General features: G+C 55.9%; 16 protein-coding genes. All 16 read right to left on the bottom strand.

Annotated elements, in window-relative coordinates; genetic code table 11:
• Positions 1–142 precede the first annotated feature (142 nt).
• Positions 143–625, bottom strand: coding sequence for a DUF7689 domain-containing protein (locus JHU38_RS00735; protein WP_199222643.1), 483 nt, complete (start codon positions 623–625; stop codon positions 143–145).
• On the bottom strand, positions 601–1,056 hold the full coding sequence (locus JHU38_RS00740; protein ID WP_107581507.1) for a hypothetical protein: 456 nt from the start codon (positions 1,054–1,056) through the stop codon (positions 601–603). The genes JHU38_RS00735 and JHU38_RS00740 overlap by 25 nt, the downstream gene beginning before the upstream one ends.
• Positions 1,047–1,823: a TIGR04255 family protein gene (locus tag JHU38_RS00745; protein ID WP_107581506.1), complete on the bottom strand. Its 777-nt coding sequence runs from the start codon at positions 1,821–1,823 to the stop codon at positions 1,047–1,049. The genes JHU38_RS00740 and JHU38_RS00745 overlap by 10 nt, the downstream gene beginning before the upstream one ends.
• A gap of 1,115 nt (positions 1,824–2,938) precedes the next feature.
• Positions 2,939–3,469 (bottom strand): creatininase family protein, encoded by a 531-nt coding sequence (locus tag JHU38_RS00750; protein ID WP_107581505.1) that lies wholly within the window; start codon positions 3,467–3,469, stop codon positions 2,939–2,941.
• Positions 3,470–3,483: 14 nt separating this feature from the next.
• Positions 3,484–4,671, bottom strand: coding sequence for an AGE family epimerase/isomerase (locus tag JHU38_RS00755; protein WP_232369788.1), 1,188 nt, complete (start codon positions 4,669–4,671; stop codon positions 3,484–3,486).
• 10 nt (positions 4,672–4,681) lie between these two features.
• A complete protein-coding gene (locus JHU38_RS00760; protein WP_021588446.1) occupies positions 4,682–5,599 on the bottom strand; it encodes a dihydrodipicolinate synthase family protein in 918 nt (305 codons plus the stop codon).
• 31 nt (positions 5,600–5,630) lie between these two features.
• Entirely contained in the window at positions 5,631–6,869 is a 1,239-nt protein-coding gene (locus JHU38_RS00765) for an MFS transporter (RefSeq protein ID WP_107581504.1), read from the bottom strand.
• Positions 6,870–6,875: 6 nt separating this feature from the next.
• Positions 6,876–7,961, bottom strand: coding sequence for a mutarotase (locus JHU38_RS00770; protein WP_107581503.1), 1,086 nt, complete (start codon positions 7,959–7,961; stop codon positions 6,876–6,878).
• On the bottom strand, positions 7,958–10,030 hold the full coding sequence (locus tag JHU38_RS00775; RefSeq protein ID WP_107581502.1) for a GDSL-type esterase/lipase family protein: 2,073 nt from the start codon (positions 10,028–10,030) through the stop codon (positions 7,958–7,960). Before JHU38_RS00775 ends, JHU38_RS00770 begins: the two co-directional genes overlap by 4 nt.
• Positions 10,031–10,428: 398 nt before the next feature.
• Complete coding sequence (locus JHU38_RS00780; protein ID WP_107581501.1) at positions 10,429–11,424, bottom strand: metallophosphoesterase family protein; 996 nt, start codon at positions 11,422–11,424, stop codon at positions 10,429–10,431.
• A 17-nt stretch (positions 11,425–11,441) separates the two neighbouring features.
• Positions 11,442–13,301 (bottom strand): FAD-dependent oxidoreductase, encoded by a 1,860-nt coding sequence (locus JHU38_RS00785; RefSeq protein WP_107581500.1) that lies wholly within the window; start codon positions 13,299–13,301, stop codon positions 11,442–11,444.
• Positions 13,302–13,304: 3 nt separating this feature from the next.
• Complete coding sequence (locus JHU38_RS00790; RefSeq protein WP_369917129.1) at positions 13,305–14,699, bottom strand: alpha amylase family protein; 1,395 nt, start codon at positions 14,697–14,699, stop codon at positions 13,305–13,307.
• 76 nt (positions 14,700–14,775) lie between these two features.
• Positions 14,776–15,852 carry a phosphodiester glycosidase family protein gene (locus tag JHU38_RS00795; RefSeq protein ID WP_107581498.1) on the bottom strand — a complete coding sequence of 359 codons (1,077 nt, stop codon included), beginning with the start codon at positions 15,850–15,852 and terminating at the stop codon, positions 14,776–14,778.
• Positions 15,853–15,857: 5 nt separating this feature from the next.
• The gene (locus tag JHU38_RS00800) at positions 15,858–17,600 is read right to left on the bottom strand and encodes a DUF5018 domain-containing protein (RefSeq protein WP_317195995.1); all 1,743 of its coding nucleotides are present in this window, start codon (positions 17,598–17,600) and stop codon (positions 15,858–15,860) included.
• Complete coding sequence (locus JHU38_RS00805) at positions 17,591–19,243, bottom strand: RagB/SusD family nutrient uptake outer membrane protein (RefSeq protein ID WP_107581496.1); 1,653 nt, start codon at positions 19,241–19,243, stop codon at positions 17,591–17,593. The genes JHU38_RS00800 and JHU38_RS00805 overlap by 10 nt, the downstream gene beginning before the upstream one ends.
• An 18-nt stretch (positions 19,244–19,261) precedes the next feature.
• Positions 19,262–22,474: a SusC/RagA family TonB-linked outer membrane protein gene (locus JHU38_RS00810; protein ID WP_207859268.1), complete on the bottom strand. Its 3,213-nt coding sequence runs from the start codon at positions 22,472–22,474 to the stop codon at positions 19,262–19,264.
• Positions 22,475–22,562 lie beyond the last annotated feature (88 nt).

The raw sequence follows: 22,562 nt of genomic DNA on the forward strand, positions 1-22,562 counted from the left end.
TCACAACCTTGTAATATCCGGCATACTTCCAGTCAATCGGACAGATATCAATTGAACGGGAACGTCAGTCCCTAATCTCTATAAACTGACAAGGCGAAGTTATCTGCGGAACTTTACCCAAAGCTTGAAAAAGTTCTTTGCGCTACTCAAATTTAACTTTCCTTTTCATTATACAATAGACAACTCCGTAATTATCACCTTCAATAGTATAAGGGGTACCATGTTGAATATCATTTTGCTGACCTAATTTACTGGTCCATTTTCCATTTCTCAGTTGTCTTGCCGCATGTGTACATTCCGTTGTGTTGCGGACGACATACAAAGCTATTTTCTGGAATCCCTCTTCATAATCCTCCGTATCACAACATTCATATCCCTTTAAACGAAAAGCTTCAATAAAAGCTCTGACATCAGGAGTCTTTATAATTTTATCAGGCCAATAATAAATACCATCTAAAGAAGACGCTTCAGAAGCCGGCCACATCCACCTGTCTTTTATCTGATATGCCCATGCAATACAATTATAATTTGGTGTGGCAGGGCTGGTAATCTCAAAGTCTTTATCATCATTTAGACCGGGAAAGGCTTGTTTCAAAATTTCTATGATCTCAGCGCTTTTACCCATAGCTTACATGCCTCTTCAATAGTTGTATTGGGAGTATCGGTGATTTTTTTCTTAAAAATCAAATTCAAAGCCCATACAAGGTTGGATGGTTTTGCCTCAATCTCCTCTAAGATGAAAGGAACCGCATTTCTGCCCATAGCAACAATCGCTTTAAAATCAGGCAAATCAATGATTCGCTGAATCGATGATAAAAACATCGTTTTGGATTGCCATGCGGTAAGATGATTTCTAAAACTTATCTTATCATTTAAAATGATATCATTTTCATTATTAACTTCTTGAATATACTCAGCTGTGTCGGTCCGATTTATTACAGCCACAATCTTACTAAACTGATCAATATCGGCATAGACAGGAGTTTTTGCGACGGTAATTAAACCTGCCGCAAGTGTAAGAGGCATCCATCCTCTCTTTATATTGCTCAGTTGCATAATGCGATGGTCTTATCTGTTATATTATTAAAGAAAATAGTATTCTTAATATTTCTCAAGTCTTCAAGCACGCATTCTAATGAGTCAGACGTATATAAAAGGTTATTTCTGTTCAGTACATCTATATCAAAAATATATGTGTATTTATCTGTTTTCTTATCAACATTTTGGTTGATGATAGAATAAACACCTTCTTTTACGTCTACTGTCATCCTAAAACCATATTTTAGCAATGGATATGGTAAATGGCGCTCATCTCCAGTAGAGGATATGACGGTATTAAAGTACTCCGCAGGGTCATCAAATTCAGTTATTTCGAATTGATTAATGAATCGGATAGAAGTACGTTTGATCGCAACAGTTTCCAAAATAGGTTTAAACAATTCTGTATATTTAAGTACTGTCGTCTTAAAATTGTCCCACCCCATATATGCCGCCTCACTTGTATAGGTAATTCCATCTGTTGAAATTTCCAATTTTTCTTTTTGATCCTTCGAAAAATACAAGTAACCTGTAACCTTAGTGTCAGAAATTCCCTTAATAGGAGCTTTACCAAGTGGAATAGGTGTATTGGTTTTCAAACTAATACTTGCGGCAATATTATGATTCCTTTCCGGAAGATACCTTCGCAGATTAGCATCAAAACGTAAAAAATCATCTATCGCAACATTGCTTTCGTCAAACTTAATTTGACACATAGCTACAACAACCGGAGCTTTCTCCAGTTTAGACCACTGCTTTGTAACAATATGATTATCAGATGCCATTACGCATGATTAATTTAATGTTGCAAATATAACCATATTTTGCCAAGTCTCCAAATTAATTAAGTTTTCTCTACATAACATTGCACTAATAAGACTTTAACCTTCTCCCGTGATTTTGTTAGAAAAAATCGCATTATTTTAACACTTCCGCAACACATCATCTAAGTGCCGGCACGCCGAAAAAGTCCTTCGCTTTGCCGATTTTTATCCTCTTTTATGCCCAAAGTTATGCTTTTATCGGCTCAAAGCATAGCGATTACCCCGCCAAACCACAGCTTTTAGCCGGTAAAAGGGCCGCGATTATAGCCTAAAAGTATAGCTATTAAAGGCAAAAAAGCGACAGCAAAACGCCTTGTTGATCACAACGCACTGATAATCAATATTTTATAAACTCGCTCTACAATCGCTTATTTTCGCCCAAGTCTTTTCTTTTTCAAAATAATGCCACTTTTTTGATGGTATATGTAAAGATTATTCAGAGTAAAGACAGAAAAACATATTCTTCTCATTGTTGTTTTTAAGGACATAAAGACATATTTTTCTTATGTTGTTTTTAAAGACATAAAGACATAAAAACATATTCTTCAGATTGTCGGAACAAAGACATAAGGGCCGCAAGCGGTCAAGAAAGACATAAAGCTAAGTGGGAAATGTGAAGCGTGAAATAGGAAATGTAGAGTGTGAAATAGGATGTGTGAAGTGCAAAAAGGTAAGCTGTCTACATTTTACATTCCACACTTCCCATTCTTTTCAATTAGTTCACCCTCCCTTTGGGCTACTCTTTATACACATCTCGATTAACTTAAAATTTGTGATAAGAACTCTGTTGTTTGATGTTGAAATCATTGACTTTTCGAGATTATCTTACTTAAATTCTGTTTATAGCATACGCTATTTTTTAAAGAGTTTTTTGTTAAACAGAGATGTGTATAAAGAGTAGTCCCTTTGGGAGGGCCAGGATAGGTTTTCAGATTGTGGGGAATAAAGACATAAAACTAATGGAAAATGGGAAATGTGATTAGCTTCTTTCTACCGGCCCGCTTTTATAACGCACAAAAGGATAGCTATTGGCGGGCAATAGCTATCCTCTTGGAAAAGTGTCGGTTTGATCTTATTTATTCGTAGAGATCCTGCGGTTGCCGGATCCGCTTGAAATCACGCAGAAAATCGGCGTATTCCGCTACGACGGCCTCAGCAAAACGCCTACCCTTTTCGGCCGTAGCAAGGGCCGGATTGCCGATACCCGTGTCGTCGGGCGATGCCAAATTCCAATGGCGAGGCAACCAAACCTTGCCTTGTCGCAAGGCTTTGACGGCAAAGCCGTGGCCTTCGCCCGGGCCGGCTTCGGACAGGTTGACCCACTCGGGATGGTAGTGCATCATCACAGATGTCTCTACTTCGTCGGCATGATCGCCCGGTTGGTCGAAGTATTCGGCCACCGGCGCCATCTTAAACCACTCACCGCAGGCGATGAAGAAGTCGGGATAGGCCGTCGAGAGGTCGTGCGACAGAATACAGTCGGTCAGATAAGGCAGATGCAGGTTGTGAGGCTCTGTGGCACCCCACGGCAGCAGCACGATATCGTAGCTGTGCTGCCGGGTAATGCCATAGTTGGCCATGATTAAATCATATTCTCGTTGTTCCATCCGATGGGTTTCGTTTAGAACTTTTCAAGAATTTCATTACACAACGTAAACGACTTGATCATCATGCGTGGGATATGGAAAGGCCCTTTAAAGAGGTTTCCCTTGGCCGGTTGGGCCACCGTGCCGTCGCGATGCAGGTATCCGTACCACTCACCATACTCCTTATCGGGGAAATGAGCGTATGTCCACTCGCTGATTTGGCGGTGACGATAGAGGTATTCCTCGTCGCCCGTACCCAGATAAGCGTAGAGCGAGGCGATGATGGTTTCACTCTGCGGCCACCAGAATTTCATATCCTGCGAGTAATCCTGTGGAGGCAGGTTGCGACAATCGCGGAAATTGATGATGCCTCCGTACTCTTTGTCCCATCCCCAGTCCCATGACCAGTTGAAGATGGTGAGCGCGGTGTCCATCAAGTCTTTGTCCCAGTTGCGTTGCCGCGCCTCTTCCATAAGGAACCAGCTGGTCTCGATGCAATGACCGGGGTTGATAACGCGGGTCATATTGGTATCGACGAACTCGCCGTTAGGACCTACGCATTCGAGCAAAGCCTTGAATTCGGGGTGCATGAAGTAGCGACGCAACTTGTCGATAGAGTCGTTGATCTGCAGCGTTAGTTTGGGATTGTCCACCACGGCGCGCAAACGGCTGCCCACATTGATGAGAATCATGATGATGGAGTGGCTCTGCAACTGCACCTCTGGCTCGAATTTAGGCGCAAGGAAGCCCGGTGTGGCCAAGAAACGCTGGGTGTCTTCAAACACCTGCATAGCGCGTTCGGCATAGTGCATGTCGCCTGTGGCCAGCGCGTATTCAGACATGGCGATGGCGGCGAAGGTCTCGCTGAAGACATAACGGCGCTTCCGCAACGGCCGGCCGTCGGCAGTGACGGAGAAATACATGTGCCCGTCCTTGTCGAAACAGTATTTTTCGATGAAGTCGATGGTCGTTTTGGCGGCCTGAAGCCATTCCTCGTTCTTCTCTACATTATTATAAGCGTAGGCGCAAACGAAGGCGAAGCGGCCTTGGAACCATACCGACTTGGTGGTGTCCATGAGCGTTCCGTCACGGTCTACGCAGGTATAGACACCTCCGTGTTCACGATCGAGGCCGTACTTCATCCAGAACGGCATGATATTTTGGGTCAGGTCGTCCTTGTAAGAACGTGCCCATTCGCTGATATATGCTTTTATATCTATCATAAGTCTTGTTTTAGAATTGGTTGCAACGGTCAAAGAAGTGAATGCTTTCCAGCTCGGCTTTCATGCGTTGTTCTTCTTCGTCGGTCATATTTTGGAACGGTACGCGGTTCGGACCTAAGTCGAAGCCGATGAGTTTCATAATGCGCTTGCCGCCAACGATGTTTCCACGGAAGTGGCAGATGACGTTTATCACCTCCTGAGCGAAGTTCTGATGGTCGCGCGCGGCCTCGATGTCGCCACGTTTCCAAGCGTCGATGATGGCCACAAGCTCACGGCCGTTGTAGTTGGTGGTACCTCCGATGCCGCCCTGAGCGCCTCCTTGGGCCAGCGAAGGCAGGATCGTTTCGTCCTGCCCGTGCAACATGTCGTACTTGCCGTTGGCATAGAGGCGACACTGGTTGTACTCGTAAAGGCTCTCGAAGGTGTATTTGATACCCGCGAAGTTAGGAATGCGGCCATCAACAGCCTTGAGCAGGTCGAGCATAGGCAGGAAAGCGCCGTTGAAAGCGGGGATGTGGTAGTAGTAGAAGGGCAACTCGGGCGCGGCTGCGGCAATCTGTTCGCAGTATTTCACGAGTTCTTCGATGCGACCAATCTTCGGGAACGGAGGTGCCATCGAACCGATTCCCCACGCTCCGATCTGCTGGGCGTGGCGGGCCAATTCGACACTTTCGCGCAGACAACAGCTGCCCACGTGTACGATTACCTTGAAACCGGCGGGCACACAGCTCACCCATTTCTCGGCCAGAGCTTTGCGTTCGTCGGTCGTCAGCATGTAGCCTTCGCCCGAAGAACCATTGATGAATACGCCTTTGAGTCCGTTTTTCTGCAACATAGCCGCATAAGCAGCGATAGGTTCGAGGTTTACGTCACCGTTGGCGTGGAACGGTGTAAACGGCGCGTCTATGAGGCCGATAATCTTTTCCATAATGTTTATAGTTTAAATTACAGTATTTGAGTTAGTTCATGTTATCTGTTTTGGGCTTCAGGAAAGTCAGCTGGATAATGAGAGCCACGGCCACGATGCCGCCGAGGAGGGCAAAACCCGTGCCTAAGCTACCGCCGTCGGCCCACTTTCCGAACACTTGCGTGACGGCGGCGCCGGCAAACACGCCCGTCATGTTCATGATACCATAGGCCGTAGCACGGTATTTAGAAGAGATAAACTGGCAGAGGATAGGCATGTTGTTGGCATCGAACATTCCGAAACCTACACCGAAGAGCAGCCCCGCGCCCACGATGGCCGGCAGACTGTGGCCGTAGCCCAGCAGCACGAGGGCCGGAATGGTGAGGCCCAGGCCGATGGCACTGGTGTAGACGCGGCCCTTGAGGTTGTGCCGCACCCACTTGTCGGACAGGTAACCGCCGAAGATGACGCCGATGAACGACGAGGCGGCGATGGTGATTGTGGAGAGCGGACCGGCACTTTCCATGGGTATGCCCAGGTTGTTGGCGAACAACGTCGGCAGCCAGTTCTTCGTTGCCCATCCCGGAAGGCTGGGAACGGCGAAGAAGAAGAGGATGATCCAGAACGCCCAGTTGGACAATACGACGCCGAAGCTCTGCAGCAGTCCGCCCGCCCCGGGCTTTTGATCTTGCGTGGAGGGCTTCGCGGCGTGGCCGGCCTTCTCATGCAGCAGGGCTATCAGCACCAGAGAGTAGGCTATTCCGATGATACCGAACCAGTGGAAGGTGGTCTTCCACGAGAGCATGGCGGCCACCACGGCCCCGAAGCCGCCTACGGCCTGACCCACGTAGATACCCGTCATGTGAATGCCGATGGCCAGTGAGCGGCTCTTGCCTTCGTGCCAGTCGGCCAGGAGCGACAGGGCCGAGGGGATGTAGAGGGCTTCGCTCACGCCCATGATCCCACGCAGGTAATACAGTTGGTCGAAGCTGGTGGCGAAACCCATGGCCAGCGTGACGGCCGACCACACGAAGAGGCTGCCGATGACGAGCCACTTGCGGCTCACGCGGTCGGCCACGAGGCCGGCGAAGGGCGACACCAGTCCGTAGATCCACAGGAATACGGCCATCAGCGCGCCGAAAGCCTCGGCTTGATTCAGTTCTTGGATGTCGGCCTTCATGGACTCCTGCATCGTCGAAAGCATTTGGCGGTCCATGTAGTTGAGCAGGGCTACGATCCACAAGAGGCCCACGACGAGCCAGGGATATGATTTCTTGTCAATCAGTTTCATAGAGATTTAGCGGTTGAAGTTGAGTCGATAGATTTCGGGGGTGCGTATACCGGGCTTCAGTTCGCCGCCGATGATGTAGACGGCGTTGCCTTGCTTGGCCAGCGCAGCACCGGCGCGCGCCCCCACTTGGTTCCTGCCGGCGATGTGCCAGCGGCCCTCTTGGAAGACGCAGATGTAGGGATTGAACCGATACCACTCCACGGCGTGCGTCATGTAGCCGGGCTTGGGGTTGTTCACCGCGTCGAGAAAGACGTCCTTGTTCACCCCTCCGACAATGACGATGGCGTCTTCCGACAGGTTCAGGGCAGCTGCCCCGCCGAGATAGATTTCCGTGCCGACGGTGTTGGTGGGCGGCGGCAGCGTGGCGGAAGGGTTGCCGAAGCTCCGTCCCGGCATGTTGAGTCGGCTCAGCCGCTCCGCCGTCTTGGCGGTGCAGCCGCCCCAGAGGCAGAACGTTCCGTCGATACTGCCGCTGACGGGCTGGCCCAGTTTCTCGTCATGGTGGGCCGGCGCTTCGCTCCATCCTTGTTCGGGCCGGGCCAGGTCGAGTGTGTAGAGGCGGTGCCCGTCGCTCACCGTCGCCGTGTTGGCGCAGCGGCAACCCGTGAAGTTGTCCATGGCCACCGGCAGGGCGGGGTATGGTGTGACGACGGCCCGGCCGTCTTCGAGGCTGATTTTGTAGGCTTCGGCAAAGCTCCGGTCGGCATTGTTGCCGCCCACGCAGAGGATTCCGTCCTCCAGTTGAATGCTGACGCCGTAGGCACAGGGCTGCGGCAGCCGGCCGACAAGCCTCCAGTCGAGCTGATTGTTGTCCGTGACTTCTGCGGCGTAGATACCTTGGTAGTAGCGTTTCCTGCCACCTTCGGCCGCTGGCGTGTCGGGGAAGTTGCAGCCGCCGGCCATCACCAGGCTGTTGCCGGCGGTTCCGGCAAAGCATGCTGATACTCCTTTTTCAATGCCGGGTTCGTTCGTCGGGAAGCCGAAGACCCGCTCGATGGTTTGCAGTTGCCAGGATTGGGCGAATGTTTCCTGCCCGTTTGTAAGTTCATTCATGACGATACAGATAAATAGGATTAACTTGATATGCTTCATTGGGCTATTTCCTTTTTGAATGTGCTGCATGGAAGTCCGGCCGCGTTGACGAGATTAGCGCGCGAAAAAGGCTGCCATCCGTATCTGACACTGACAGGACGGGCCACCCGCGGACAGTTTAGCGTCACGTCGGTTCCGGCCACACGCGCTTCGGCCTCATGGTAAACGCCGTCTTCTCCGGCCACTTCAAAGCCGATGAGGCTTGTGCCTTGCACCTTCAGTCCGTTGGCGTTGTCGAACGAGAGGCGCACTCCCTGCCTTTCGCGGACGGCCTTGACGCAGGCGGAACCTTCGCAAACGAGCCTATGACTGTAGACATGTCCGAGAGCCTGCCAGGCCAACCGTTCGCCCACCGGCTTTTTATTGCGGTAGTGCACGTCGAGTGAGTCGCCCTTATCCATCGACACGGTCATCCACGTATGGGGCAACTCGGCGGCCAACAGGCGTTGCGAGTCGCGAAATTCTGGCCACGACGGACGGTTGAGTCCTGACAGTTGCACGAAGAGGAACGGCAGGTCGGGCTGCCGGAAGAAGCCTCGCCAGCTCTTTTCAAGGAGGCGGAAGAGCCGTTCGTGCAATTCTATATTGTGGGCATTCGACTCTCCCTGATACCAAGTAACGCCCTTTATGGCATAGCCTTGTAGCGGAAGCATGCCGGCTTCAAACATATAAGCGGGCTCGTAAGGATGGCGTTGCAGCGCGGGAGTGGCGGCTTTGCGGATGTTTTGTAAAGCGCGACCACGTGCCCACGCCTGTCCGAAGTCGCCATGATACCAGTCGCAGAGGATAACAGGGAAATCCCATTCGAGTGTTCGACGATCAATCCACGACTCAGTGGTCGTTCCGCCCACGGCATTGCAGATGATACCGACGGGTATTTGCAGGCTGTCGGCCAGGATTCGGCCGAAGTGATAGGCGATGGAAGAGAAGTCCTCGACAGACTCCCTGTCCGCTTTCTGCCACGGTCCCACCCGCAACAGCTTCAGTCGATTGACCGAATCAAGCTCCGTTTTCGACCATTCCACCGCGTTGGTGGGATAGCGTGTGGGCATGTTGAACAGGTGCAGACGCCGCTGCTGAGCGGCCTTGGCCAGGTCGTCGTCGGCACTGGTCGTGGCGCTGACAGGCAGTTCCATGTTGGACTGGCCCGAACAAAGCCACACTTCACCTATATATATATCGCGTATGTCGCGTTTTCCACTTTTCGTTGTTATCCGGGCCTGATAAGGGCCACCCCCTTCCATGGCCGGAAAAGCCACCTCCCAACGGCCGTCCGTGCCGGTCGTCGTCGCCAGTCGCTGCCCGTCGAAGGCCACGTTGACTTTCTCTCCGGCGTTGGCCGTGCCCCTGAAGACGACGGGGTGCCGGCGTTGCATCACCATGCCGTCGCCATAGAGGGGCGACAGGCGCAGTCCGCCGTAGTTGCCGGTGATGGCGGCATACACGGTTTGGGCGATGATGGCGGCCCCTTCGGCATTGGGATGAATCGCGTCGGCAAACAAATCGGGCCGGTCATAGAGCGGCGTGTGCAGGTCGATGAAGCCCGTCGCGTTGGCCCGGGCTATTCTTTGGATATGCTTCTGAATGGCAGCGTGCCAGTCGCGGGTGCCACTTTCGAAGCGTGGATGTCGGTCGAAGATGGGCGACATGATGCAAATCCATATCTTGGCGTTGGGGTTCGCGGTTCTGAAATCAGTAATCAACTTCTGGTAATCACGATCGAACCGGCTGTTGTAGTTAGGCCAGTTGCGCGGATCGGTGTCGTTCAGACCCAGATGGATGACCACAAGGTCGGCCTTGAAAGCCAAGGCTTCCTTGTATTCTGGCTGTTGCCGATAGGGCCGATGACCTTGGTTGAGGAGCGTCGTGCCCGAGTGTCCGAAGTTTCTTACTTCGTAATCGGGACCCAGTTGTCGTTGCAAGACGGCGGGATAGCTGCGTTGTTCCCTGTCGGGAATACCGTATCCGTAGGTCACGCTGTTGCCGACGCAGGCCACTTTGATTTTTCCGGCAGCCTGAACAAGGCCGGTTATGAGCAATAGATAGGTAATGAGGAAGAAATGTTTCATTTGCTTTTTACTCAAACTGATAGACTTTTAGGTTCTGAGATGCTAACTTTTGCAAATATAATACAAAGGAAACGAAGTAACAAAATATTTTAGATAAAACAGGATATTTAATTAAATATTTTAATAAATCTGCCCGATAATCAGCAAACAATGTTAAAAACCCTCCCTCAAAGAGTAGTTTTCTTTGAATAAATAAGACGGATAAATGGCGACATGGCGCACGCGTCACGACGTGGTAAACGCCCGGGTATGACGAGGTTGCGGACATGTCGGAGCACGACTGTCGGTCGCCGTTTTTCAAAAGCTATGCTTTTAGCGTGTAAAAGCATAGCTTTTACACGCTAAAAGGGCTGCTTTGACACGCTAAAAGCACTGCTTTGAAAAACAAGAGGATAATGTCAGCGTTTACGCCAGTCGTCCTGCACGTAGTCGGAGGGGTAGGAAGAGCGGTCGACAATGGTGCCGTCGATTTGCCGGATATAGGTGTCGAAGGCACGCCGGCCCTCCTTCAGCACGATGATTCGGGCGCCCGGTGTCAGGTGGTTGTACTCGGTGTTGCCGCCGCCGAAGCGTCCGTAGGCCAGCAGAATGCCGTGCCACATGACGGCATAGTCGTTGTCATGGTCGTGACCGGTGAAGACGCCCATCACGTCGCCGCCCTCATACATGGCCGTGAACATGCCCGAATTGAACCGAGGCGAGCAGCAGGCTTCCTGTCGGGTGCCCTTCAGGATGGCGTTCTCGTCTTTCACGGCGTCGTGGTATTCGGGCAGAGGGATATGAAAGAAGGCCAGGGCCGGAATCGTCCGGCCGCCGTTGGTCGCCTTGACGGCCTGAGCTTGCCGGCGATACCACGTCACTTGGTCGAAGGTGAACCAGGCGTAGCCGTCGGTCTTGTAGCCCTTGGGAGCGTAGGCGTGGGAGTCCATGCAGTAGAGGTTGGCCGCCACACGGCTGCCGTCGTGCGACCGCACGGGCAACACGAAGTCGAGTTCCTGCCCGGCGGCGACGGGTGGCATGGCGCAGCCCTTCACCTCTCGGGCGATGTCGTAGAGCTGGCGGTTGGAAAGCCCCTGTTCGTAGTCGTGGTTGCCGAACTCATAGACCCACGGAATGTTGTGGGCGGCCAGCCGTTCCAGCACTTTGAGCAACGTGGCCTTGGCCGGCGACGAGTAGATGATGTCGCCCGTCAGCACCACCAGGTCGGGGCGTTCGCCCACCAGCGCGTTGTCGATGTTCTGCAAGGCCGGGGCCGACTTGGGGTTGTCGAGCTGATAGTGGAGGTCGGTGAGCTGCACGATCTTGAAAGTGCCGTCGGCACGGAACCGCAGTTCCTGTGCCGAGGCATTCCAACAAACAACGAAGAAGGCCACGAGGGCCAGTATTTTTCTCATAGGTGATGATTGATGGTTTATTTTCTGATGAATTGTCCTTCGAGGTCTACGTCGACGCTCTCGAAGGGGTGGAGGATTTGGTCGAGCAGGAGGGCATAGGCGCCGCGCGTGACGGGCCTTTCGGGTGACCCCACGGCGTATTGTCGGTAGCAGTCGGCCGCCAACTGTTCGATGGGAGCTGACAGGAGGATGTGATTTTGCGTGGCGATGCGGGTGAACAAGAGCAGTAGTTCTTGGACGGCCACAGGGCGATCGCCACCGAAACGCTCCTTCAGACCGTAGAAGTCGGCCAGCGGTTGCAGGTCGCGGCGGCGCAACAGGCTGTCGGCCTGAAGCCAACACTCGTTTTGCCAGTCAACGTGGCGCCCCACGCCGTGGAGCAGTCCCGTCACGCCAATGCGCTGATAAGGCCTGAAGCGCGGGTCGTCCTTCGGCACGTCGAGGAAAGGTAGCAGATAATTGCCCGTGCGGAGCAACTGGGTTTGCACGGCTCTGACCGACAGTCGCTCGGGCAGTGTCTTTTGTCGGATGGCCATGGCGGCCAGCGTTCCGGCCACCTGCCCTATCTGCATGACCACGGGCTGCAGCCGTGAGGTGCCGTTGACGAGGTTGGTCACGGAAACAGCCTTCTCGGCCAGCAGCAATCTCGACTCTCCTTTTGGGAAGAATACGCCCAAGGGAAGCCCCCATGAGGGGATAGACGGCAGGCTGAGACTGTCTACGGGCCGCTCGTTATGGTGCTGATCAACGGGATAGTCGCCCACGGCGACGGCCGTGCGATAGAGTGCCGTGGGGCGATTGTAAGGCTCGATGATGTCGTTCAGCGTGAAGAGAATCCTCCCATCGAAGCGCCGTCCCTCCCGATAGTAAGGCAGGAAAGGCAGCCGGTCGGGCGTGGGAAACTCGTCGTCGGCCAAGTCCAGTCGGTCGAAACCCAGCTCGTGTTGCAGGAAATAGAGGAAGCGCAGGCTCTTGGCCTTGGCCTCGCGGTGCAGGCTGTCGCGCTCGGCGGGGCTGTACTCGATATCGTTCAGGTAGATATCGTTGCCCCACATGGGCCAGTTGATCATGTATTTGCCGTTGGGCAGCCGGCCGTAGCTCAACATCATCTCCTTCGACCAAGGCTTACGGGGCAGCACGGAGTCGTTGTAGGCACAGACGCAGCAGTTGCGGAACTCCCACGGCGTGTAGCCTTCGGGGCGCTTCATCGGCCTTGGCTCGGCATATTCCTTGAGCGTCATGGCGTAGGTCATGTCCTGAACGATGTCTTGTCGCTGCTCAAGGGCCATCGGCTCATGGGTGTCTTGTCGGGCGTCGAGGCCCAAACGGTATGACAGTCCGGCCACCTTGGCCACGTCGCCCAGCTCGGTGGCGTCGATGAGATAGCGGGCTTTCACCCGTGTTTGCCGGCCGTGGCGCGTGAGCGTCAGCCGCCAACCGTCTTTCAGCCGCTTCAGGTCGGTCCATTCGGTCTCGGGCAGGTAGGTCAGAAAGTCCTTTTCTCGGTCTACCCACTGCCGGAAGATGGCGTTGCCGACCGACGGTTCGAACTGGATGAGGCTGACCCAGCCCGTGCGTAGGGCCTCTGCCGACCCGTAATGCCGGATGAGGGCTTGTTGGAAATCGCCCCACATACCACTCGGCAGGTGGTAGTTGCCGTCGGTGGCGCTCACGCCCGCCGCCGTCAACATGCCGCCCAGCCACGGCGTTCGCTCCACCAACAGCGTGCGACTGCCCAGCCGGGCGCTCTGCACGGCGGCACAAACGCCGCTCGTGCCGCCACCTATCACCAGCACGTCGTAGGTCTTGATGGCGGCCGAAGCGGCGAGCACGGTCAGCCAAAGCGTAGGAAAAAAGAGGAGAGAGCGGAGTTGCATGGTTTATTTCAGGCTGTTCAGATATCTGTCGATACCCGTTTTCAGGGCGTTCCAGTAGTTGAATTGGCGGACATGAACCATGTCGAAGACAAAGTAACCGTCGGAAGCGTTGATGCAGGCGTCGACCGAGTTGGTGACGGCCGTGGCTTGGTTGCCTTGCGGAAAACCGTCGGGATTACCCACGTCGGGACCTCCGGCAAACTTCACGTCGCCTTTCAGCTTCGCAGCGGCCTGCGTGCAGAAGCCCTGCATGGTCCATTCGGTGGTGCCGTAGACCGACGAGGCCCCCGCGTAACAGCCTAAGAGCAGCACGTCGAGTTTGTTGGCGAAGCCGTATTTACGATAGTCTGTGTTGGCCCACTCGGGGTAGTCGACTGCCGGATCGTAGTCGCGGCTGGCCCAGTTGACGCCCGAATGATAGTAGTCGGAGTACCAGGCACCTACGTAGGCGCCCACCTTCACATTGCTGTTGACGCCGCGCACGCGTGCCACCACCTTGCCCATGAAGTCGTAGATGGTCTTGGCACGGAAGGCCAGCCAGTCCTTGAAGTAGGCAGGTTGGCCCGCGTAGCCCTCCGAACCGGCCTTGGCCACGTCTTGGGGGAAGGCGAACGACGTGACACCCTTGGCCTTCATGTAGGCCTGGAACTTCGTCTTGGCGTCGTCGGAGAAGTCGGCCTGCAGGTTGTCGTAGCGGCAACGGTCGAGAATGATGGCGTCGAGGTCGTAGCGGGCCAGGTCGCCGATGAGGTCGAGGAGGTAGGCCTGCACGTCGTCGTTGCACGGATTGAGGAAGCGCGTGGCGTAGTAGTTGCCCGCGTCGACCGGTAGGTCCATGCCGTTGGTCAGCCCCGAGCCGAGATAGTAGGTCGAGGCCCAGCCCTTCTTGCCGCTTTCACGGAAGAGCATGCCCTGTCCGCCGAGGCCGTAGGGGTTCATCGAGCCGCCCACGAAGGTGTTCATGGCCGCGTCTACACGCAGTCCCAGCTCGTGACCGATGTCGATGAAGGCTTGCAGATAGTCCCAGTCGGCCGTTCGTTTGTAGTATTTGTAGGCGGAACCTTCCCAGTAGTCGAGTTGTTCCACGGCGTGGCCGGCGGCGCTCTTGAAGAGAATGTCGCCCGTGTAGGGGCGGACGTCGACCACGATGTGGGTGAATCCCGCTTCCTTCGCCCTCTTCAGGTCTTCCCGAATGTTCTCCTTGCTGTTGGCGAAGCGGCTGAAGTTGGCCGGCGCGTCTATCCAGATGTAGCGGGGTTTGGCCGCTTTATGGACGGTTTCGCCGCCCGGCGTGGGGGTGGGAGGTGTCGTTCCGCCGTTGTCGGGCTTGTCGCCCGAGCCGCAGGAACTGAACAAAAGCAGTGAACTGAGCAGTAGTGTCTGAATCATGGATAGCATATTCATATAAAAAGGAGGCAAAGGGGAGAACGACCGGCTCATGCGGCCACCCTCCCCAGGTTACAGAAGAAACTTATCATTTGATGAAACAGGCGTCGATGACGGCGCGTTCTTTCTTGTCGCTCGGCTTGATGGTCTGCTTGCCGTTGATGAGCATGCAGCTCGAACCGCCCCCGTCGAGGTTGAGCGCTTCGGTGCAGCCGATGGCTTTCAGCATGTCGGCCACCTGCGCGGTGGTCATTCCCAGGACGTCGGGCGTCATCCGGCGACCTTCGCACACGAAGAACACGAGGCGTTTCTTGGCCGCGTCGTAGCCGATGGCCGTGCGGGGCTGGGCCGAGTTGGCCGCCACGTCGAGCAGTTCGTCGGCCCACGTGTTCATCACCTTGCCCTCATGGAGCAGCACGCTGACGCCGCCAATGCCGTAGACGGCCGTCCCGTCGTTCATGACGGTGCCCTTCGAGGGCGAGTTGGCGTCGGGGGCAGTCGTCTCGGGCTTGGTTTTGTCAATCTTCTTGCAGGCCGAGTAGCTGTAGTCCTTGCCGTCGCTGGCGTAGTAAGTCCACGTGGCGTGGAACTCACCGGCCTTGTCCTGGTAGAAGAAACCTATCGTAGGATACCAGAAGTCGGTCCAGTTCTCCGACCAATAGTTCTGGTTCGGACTGAGCATGGAGCCTTCGCTGTAGCACGAACTCTGCGAGTAGTAGAAGCCACCGGACTCAAAGAAGAGGCCACCGTTGATGACAACGACCGGTGATTCGTAGTTGTTGTAGAACTCGGTGGGCGTGAACAGCTTCTCATTACCGTTGGCGCCGGCCTTCTTGCTCCAGTGAATGTCGTTGCTGACGCTGAACTTTGCCTTGTCGGTTCCCAGCTCGGCAATGGCGATGAAGGCCACGGCGGGCTTGTCGTCGGGCATCTTCACGGCCTTGTACACGTTGATGTAGGCCGGCAACCGGCCGTAGTCGGCGTTCACGTTGGTCCACCCCAGGCGGGTGATGTCGGTGTTCTCCTCGGGCTGTAGGCCCTTGTCCCACTTCCAGTTGGCGATGGTGTCCTCATGATCGTCGCTGTTGCAGGCCGTGAGAACGGAGAGCCCGAGCAGCAAGAGGAGCACCGGAATATGGCAATGAAGTCTTTTCATACGTTTCATATTGGTTATTTGTCAAAGCAGTCGAATTGATATCCACCGAAGGAAAGGTGGGTGTTGGAGGCGTAGAACACGTAGAGGAAGTAGCCATCCTCGGACGGTGTCACCAGGACGTCGGCAAAGCGGTTGTCACCGGCGTAGCCCACGGATCCGTAGAGGTCGGGCGTGGAGATGATGGAGGCCAGCGCGCTGCTCGTGTTGACGTTGCCGCTGATGGATGAAAGGTCGCCCGCGTCGTAGATGTAGACATGTCCCGGCAAGCCCCAGTTGGGCCAATAGCCCATTTCGTAGATGGCATAGTAGCGGTTCTTGTTGAACGCCCGGATGTCGGCGGCACCCGTATTGTAGCCCCATCCCGAACCTCCGGAGTTGGCGGAGAGTATCTGTTTGGCGCCGCTCCAGGCCGGAGCGTAGTATGCCGGGCAATTTCCGTCGCCGTAATAGCTGAACACGCAGCCGTCCTTCACGTCGGTGCCGGCGGCACAGACCTTGCTGATTCCGTCGAGACCGCCCCATGCCGGCACGCTGCCGAACAGGATGTTCTCGGCCGGACCGGCCTTGCCGTCCTTCACAATCCAGCGGATGGCGTTCTGGCAGGCGTTCGGCGTGGCGGTGACGATGGCGTCGTGGGCCAGGTCGCCCTGCACGTGGAGGCGCGCGCCGATGTCTACTCCGAGGTTGTTGGCATAGCTGATGAAGAGTTCGGGGGCCTTGGTCACGTCGTTGGTCTTGTAGATGTTGAGCGTGGAACCGCTGGCGGCGTAGTTGCAGATGAGCATGTTGCCGGCGCAGTCGCTCGTGATGGCGCCATCGGCCTTGGCCGCTCCGAGGTTGATGGCGCCCAGTTTGGTGCCCGTCACCTTACGGAAGTACTGTGGCGCGGAGCCGTCGCCGAGGTTCAGGACGACGAAGCTGCCGATGGAGGCCAGCGTCGGGTGGGTGTTGTTGGGCGTGGCCACGCCCAACATCGTCATGTCGTTCTCGAAAAGCTTGAGTTCGCTGCCCGTGCGAATGCCCGATGGAATCTTGGTCGGTATGTGTTTGATGACCTTGTAGACGCTTTTGTCGGTGCCGTTGTCGGCCGTCACGGTGAACTGGAAGCCGTCGTTCATGTCGTGGGGCTGGGCCGGGTCGGGCGAAATCGTGGCGTGCGGGTCGAGCACCACTTCGGCCGTCATGTCGGAAAGGTCGGCGGCGGTGAGCAGGGAGATGGTCTTCTTGTCTTCGTCGATGACGCCCTGCAAGTAGCCCGGCTGCACCAGGATGGACTTGATGGCGCACTTCGACGACTTGACGCGCTGTCCCGAGATCGTGATCTGCTTGCTTTCGCCATACGGGTTGGTGTAGGTGAAGGCGTTCTTCTGGGTCAAGTCGAGCACGGTGATGGGCGGGTCGATCTTGCAGTTGTTCTCCAGTGTGGCCACAATCTTGAACTGCGACATGTCCTTCTCTGTGGTGTTGTCGCTCTCTTCTGGGTAATACCAGGGCACGGGAATCACGTAGTCGGTGATGTCGTTGCTGTTCTGGGGCTGCCAGGTCACGACGGCCTTGTCCACATAGGTGCCCGACGTAAAGTAGGCCGTGAGGCTTGAGATGCCTGCCCGGTCGGCGGTGGCGTCCACGTGCTCCTCTTCGGCGCAGCTGCCGAGCGAGAGGAGTGCCGCCACGAAGGCGCCGATATATAGGAATTGCTTTTTCATAACTTTGAAATGTTGATGTTTTGCGGGTTCATGACACAGTTCTATTTCCATTCGGGGAATTGGTCGATTTCCTTGTTGTTGTTCAGTTCGCCCACCGGAACGGGCAGACGGTAGAGCTTCTTGGGGAAGTTGAGGTCTTGGTTGTCGACGTCCACGTAGGTGTAGCGGTACAGGTCGCCCATCTTCTCAATCTTCAGGCCGTGCCGGCGAATGCCCGTGAAGGTCTGGTCGGCCAGCTCCCAGCGGCGCATGTCCCAGTAGTAGAGTCCCTCGAAGGCCAGTTCCACCTTGCGTTCGTGGCGCAGGGCCTCGAAAAGGCGGTCGCCGCTGAGACCCGTCAGCTTGGGCAGGGCGACGCGCTCGCGCACCTTGTTGAGGTATTCCAGGGCCTTGGCGGCGTCGTTCAGTCGGTAGCAGGCCTCGGCATAGTTGAGATATACCTCGGCCAGACGGATGACAATGCAGGGCTGTGTGCAGTTTTGTACGGTCGTGAAGTGGTGGTTTTCGTCCACCAGCTTGCGCAGGTAGTAGCCCGTGGTGGTGCGTCCGTTGGTCTTGGGGTCGGCTTCCCAGCGGCACCAGCCGTCCGTTCCGCCTACGAAAGGCTCTATTTTGCGGCCTTTCCACGTAGCTCCGTTGTAGAGGATGGTGGCCTTGAAGCGCGGCTCCAGCTTGTCGTAGGGCGGCGCCAGCGTCGTTCCCGTCTTGGCGGCTTCGTGCCATGCGGCCCAGTCGAAGCGTTTTCCGTCGGTCATCTCGTATTCCTCCACCATGTCCTGGGTGGGCGTTCCGAAGCCGCCGTCGGCCTGGTTGCCGTCCAGGGCCTTGTCGCCGCCCGGCGCATAGTAGGTGTCGAAGGAGTGGGTGAGGCTTATCTTCGAGTCGTAGGTGTACTGGCAGATGGCCTCGGAGTTGCCGCCGGTGAAGGCGTCGGCGTAGTTGTCGGTCAGCTGGTACTTCATAGCGATGACCTTCTCGGCCGCTTCCTTCACGGCCGTCCAGTCCTTGCAATAGAGCATGGCCCTGGAGAGCAGCGCGTAGGCAGCTCCGCTGGTCAGCCGGCCTGTCGCCGACGCGCTGACGGGCAGGTTCTCGCCGGCGAACTTCAGGTCGGCCTGCACGAACTTCCAGCCTTCCTCCTCGCTGTCGAGCTTCTTGTTGGTGCTGATTTGCGACAAGTCCTCGGTGTAGAGGATGGCCTGGTGGTAGCGTTTGAGCAGTTCGAAGTAGCACATGCCGCGGAAGAAGCGCAGCTGTCCCTCGAAGTATTTCACGTCATTCTCGCCCAAACTGCTGCGATGCAGGTACTGCAGCGACTCGTTGATGCGCCGGATGTTCTCGTAGGTGCTTTCCCACACGCCCAGATAGGTGTCCGTGTAGCCCGCCGTCAGGGGCAGTCCGCCGTAGGAAATCTCGTTGGGAATGTACATCAAGGCATTGAATGTCATGTTGCCGTACTTGAATTCGTCGGTCAATCCCTCAGCCATGCCCACCGAACACTGGTACGTGCCGAAGCTGCTCAGTGCCGGAAGCAGGCAGTAGTAATAGTCGATGGCCATCTGCGCGTTGGTGGACGAGCTCCACACAAGGCTGTTGGTGGCCTTGTCGGAAGGCTTCAGGTCCAGGAAATCGTTGCAGGACGACAGGCCCAGAGAGGCTCCCAGCAGGCAGAGACCTAAATATTTAGCTTTCATAGATGTATCCTTTTAAAGTTAGAAAGTGATGTTGACACCGCCCAGGAACGTGCGCTGCTGGGGGTAGTAGCCGTTGTTGACGCGGGGAGACTCGGGGTCGACGCCTGTCGGAAGATTGTCGATGGTGAAGAGGTTGGAGCCTTCCACGAAGAAGCGCACCTTCTGAATGCCGGCGGCGTTGAGCCAAGTGGCGGGCAGGGTGTAGCCTATTTGGAAGTCCTTGAACCGCAGGTAGTCGCCTTTCTTCATCCAAAAGGTGGACGCCAGGCCGTTGGCACCGCCGTGACTGACGTTCCCCAGTGTCAAGCGGGGGTATTTTCCGTCGGGATTGTCCAGGCTGTAGGAGTTCTGCACGAGCCACAACGGCGAGTTGGCGCCTTCCTTGAAGGTCTGGCTCCACACCGTGTTGTCGTCGTAACCGTTGTAGTAGGTGCCGAGCAAAGACACGTCGAACTTCAGTCCGGCGGTGAAGAGCGCATTGAAGTCGAAGCCGTTCCACTGCGCGCCGAGGCTGAGACCCATCATGATCTGCGGGCGGTTGCTGCGGCCGATGCGGGCCTTGTCCTGCTCGCTGATGACGCCGTCGCCGTTCAAGTCCTTGAACTTGATGTCGCCCAGGTTGGGTCTTGAGCCGTACCAGGCCGACTTGGTGATCTCCTCCTCCGAGCGATAGAGCCCCTCGGCCACCCAGGCGCTGTAGGCATCGACGCTGGTGCCGACCACCTTGCGCCACTCCTGGGCGTTGGGGTCGTCCTGATAGCGCAGCCACTTGCTCTTGGCATAGGTCATGTTGACGCTCGCGTTGTAGTCGAAAGGCTTGCCGCCCAGCGTGAAGCGGTTGCGATGGGAGACAGTCCAGTCGATACCGTAGTTGCTGTAGCGGTTGTTGTTGACGTAGGTGGGGTAGTAGCCGCCCATCGAGGGGGCCTTGCCGCCGCTGTTGGAGGCCAGCAGGTCGTAGTTCAGATTGTAGAACCAGTCGAACTCCAGGCCCAGCAGTCCGTGCCACAAGGTGGCGTTCAGGCCGATGTTGGTCGTGCGGGTCTTGGCCCAGGTCAGCGCGGGATTGGCAATGCCGCTGGTGTACATGGAGCTGTAGGCCGTGCCGTCGAACACCCGTTGCGTAGCGAAGGCGTAGGTGCTGAGGTAGGAATAGGCCGCCACATTGTCGTTGCCGAGCAGTCCGAGGGAGCCGCGCACCTTCAAGTCGTCGAGCCATCCCCGGGCGCCTTCCATGAAGTCTTCGCCCGAAACGCGCCAGGCGGCGGAGAAGGAGGGGAAGAAGCCCCAGCGCTTGCCCGAGCCGCTGAAGTGGTAGGAGCCGTCGTAGCGGCCGCTGAACTCGGCCAAGTATCTGTTGGCGTAGTCATATTTCAGACGGAACACGTAGCCCGCCGTGCGCGTGTGGTTGTTGACGCCCGAGACGGGGGAGCTGCTCGTGATGGCCTGGCCGTAGGAAAGGTCGGCTATCTGTGGGAAAGGCACGTGGTCGACGTAGCCCGCGAAGTTGGAACTCTTGTAGTCGTTGATTTCCAGCAGGCCCATCGCGTCGACGTTGTGTCGGCCGAACTGTCGGGCGTATTCCAGGCGGAACTGGCCCGTGAGCTTCTGGGTGGTGTACTGTCCGTCGCTCACGTGGTTCAGCGTTTCGGCCGAGTTGCGCGGGTCGTCGTTGAGGATGAAGGTGCCGAAGTTGTCCGACGCCATCGACATCGTGTAGGTCTTGTAGGGCGTGGCCAGGTTCTTGCTCTGCGAACTCAGGTAGTCGTAGGCGCCGGTGAAGGCGAACGACAGCCCCCGGAGCCAGCGCGCGTCGTAACGCAGGTTGAAGTTGGAGTTGAGTTCGAAGCTGTGGGTGCGTCCGTAGCCCGACTCGTAGATAGCCGCGAGGGGGCTATAGGAAACGCCGGCGTTGTTGGGCAGTGTTCCTGTGTACAGTCCCTTGTGCTTTTCGGGCAGAAACGGGTGCATCATAATAGCTTGGTGCCCGATAGAAAGCCATCCTACTTCTTCTTCATCGCTTTGGCTTCCGTCGTCGGCACCACCCGATGAATATCCCGGTGTCTGGCGTCGGCCCACGGTGCCCACGGCCCCGAACGTCAGCTTCCAGTCGCGTCCCACCTTCGTGTCAATGTTGGCACGGACGTTGTAACGACGGTAGTTGAAGTTGGCGATATTGCCCTGTTGGCTCATGAAACCGCCCGAAAGGAAGTAGTGGATGTCGTCGGATCCGCCCTCCAGTGTCACGTTGTGCTTCTGGTTGTGGCCCGTTCCGAACACCTTTCCTATGTAGTCGACGTTGTCCCAGCCGTCCGTCGGGTCGTCGTTGAGCATGGCCTTGATGTGTTGGCTGGTGAAGACGGGCGTGTACTGGTCGCGCGACTTGAGGGTCGTTCCGGTGAGTTTGTCCATCAGGTCGGCCATGTTGTAGTAGTCGGCGTACTCCGGTCCGTTCATGAATGTGGGGAAGTTGGCGTTGACGGAGATACCGTACTGGCCGTCGTAGGACACCCGCGTCTTGCCCTGCCGCCCCTTCTTGGTGGTGATGATGACCACGCCGCCGGCGGCGTTGAGGCCATATACGGCTGCCGCGGCCCCGTCTTTCAGCACCGAAATGCTCTCGATGTCGTTGGGGTCGATGTCGTTCATCGAGCGCGCCACGCCGTCGACGATGTAGAGCGCGCCATACTGCGAGCCGCGGATGCGCAGCGCGGCGAAGTCGTTGCCCGGCTCGCCCGAGGTCTGCACGGAGGTCAGACCGGCCATGCGGCCGCCCAGCATGTTGGCGACGTTGGTCGACGGCGCCTTCAGCAGCTCGTCGCCCTTGAGCGCCGTGACGGCTCCGGTGAGCGACTGCTTCTTGGCCGTGCCGTAGCCCACGACCACTACGTCGTTGAGCGTCGACGACTCGTCGGCCAGCGTGACGTTGATGGTGCGGCGGTTGCCCACCCTGACACGCTGGGTCTTCATTCCTACATACGAAAACGTCAAGTAGTCGGCACTGTTCGCTTGTATGCTGTAGTTGCCGTCCAGGTCGGTGATGACACCGTTTTTGACGTCTCCGTTTCTGAGCACGGTCACTCCGGGGAGCGATGTGCCCGCTGCGTCTTTCACGACGCCCCTGACCGTCTGTGCCGCCGCGTCGAGAACGAGGGCGAACAGCAGGGCCAGTGTCAGCGTCAAAGTCTTCGGAAAGACTGAATTTCCTGTTGATAAGCTGAAATTCATCATGGACATTAAAGGTTGGTTGGTTGATAGTTTAAGTTGGATGAAGCCTCTTCGGCTTCACAATGTTTTTTCGTTGTAGTCAGGCCGGGCC

Origin of the sequence: Prevotella illustrans (assembly GCF_017426725.1) — a bacterium.
Taxonomy (GTDB): domain Bacteria; phylum Bacteroidota; class Bacteroidia; order Bacteroidales; family Bacteroidaceae; genus Prevotella; species Prevotella illustrans.

Bases quoted from the DNA above. Each gene is read 5' to 3' on its own strand.
- JHU38_RS00735 (WP_199222643.1), bottom strand. From the start codon at position 625: ATGGGTAAAAGCGCTGAGATCATAGAAATTTTGAAACAAGCCTTTCCC.
- JHU38_RS00740 (WP_107581507.1), bottom strand. From the start codon at position 1,056: ATGCAACTGAGCAATATAAAGAGAGGATGGATGCCTCTTACACTTGCG.
- JHU38_RS00745 (WP_107581506.1), bottom strand. From the start codon at position 1,823: ATGGCATCTGATAATCATATTGTTACAAAGCAGTGGTCTAAACTGGAG.
- JHU38_RS00750 (WP_107581505.1), bottom strand. From the start codon at position 3,469: ATGGAACAACGAGAATATGATTTAATCATGGCCAACTATGGCATTACC.
- JHU38_RS00755 (WP_232369788.1), bottom strand. From the start codon at position 4,671: ATGATAGATATAAAAGCATATATCAGCGAATGGGCACGTTCTTACAAG.
- JHU38_RS00760 (WP_021588446.1), bottom strand. From the start codon at position 5,599: ATGGAAAAGATTATCGGCCTCATAGACGCGCCGTTTACACCGTTCCAC.
- JHU38_RS00765 (WP_107581504.1), bottom strand. From the start codon at position 6,869: ATGAAACTGATTGACAAGAAATCATATCCCTGGCTCGTCGTGGGCCTC.
- JHU38_RS00770 (WP_107581503.1), bottom strand. From the start codon at position 7,961: ATGAAGCATATCAAGTTAATCCTATTTATCTGTATCGTCATGAATGAA.
- JHU38_RS00775 (WP_107581502.1), bottom strand. From the start codon at position 10,030: ATGAAACATTTCTTCCTCATTACCTATCTATTGCTCATAACCGGCCTT.
- JHU38_RS00780 (WP_107581501.1), bottom strand. From the start codon at position 11,424: ATGAGAAAAATACTGGCCCTCGTGGCCTTCTTCGTTGTTTGTTGGAAT.
- JHU38_RS00785 (WP_107581500.1), bottom strand. From the start codon at position 13,301: ATGCAACTCCGCTCTCTCCTCTTTTTTCCTACGCTTTGGCTGACCGTG.
- JHU38_RS00790 (WP_369917129.1), bottom strand. From the start codon at position 14,699: ATGCTATCCATGATTCAGACACTACTGCTCAGTTCACTGCTTTTGTTC.
- JHU38_RS00795 (WP_107581498.1), bottom strand. From the start codon at position 15,852: ATGAAACGTATGAAAAGACTTCATTGCCATATTCCGGTGCTCCTCTTG.
- JHU38_RS00800 (WP_317195995.1), bottom strand. From the start codon at position 17,600: ATGGAAATAGAACTGTGTCATGAACCCGCAAAACATCAACATTTCAAA.
- JHU38_RS00805 (WP_107581496.1), bottom strand. From the start codon at position 19,243: ATGAAAGCTAAATATTTAGGTCTCTGCCTGCTGGGAGCCTCTCTGGGC.
- JHU38_RS00810 (WP_207859268.1), bottom strand. From the start codon at position 22,474: ATGATGAATTTCAGCTTATCAACAGGAAATTCAGTCTTTCCGAAGACT.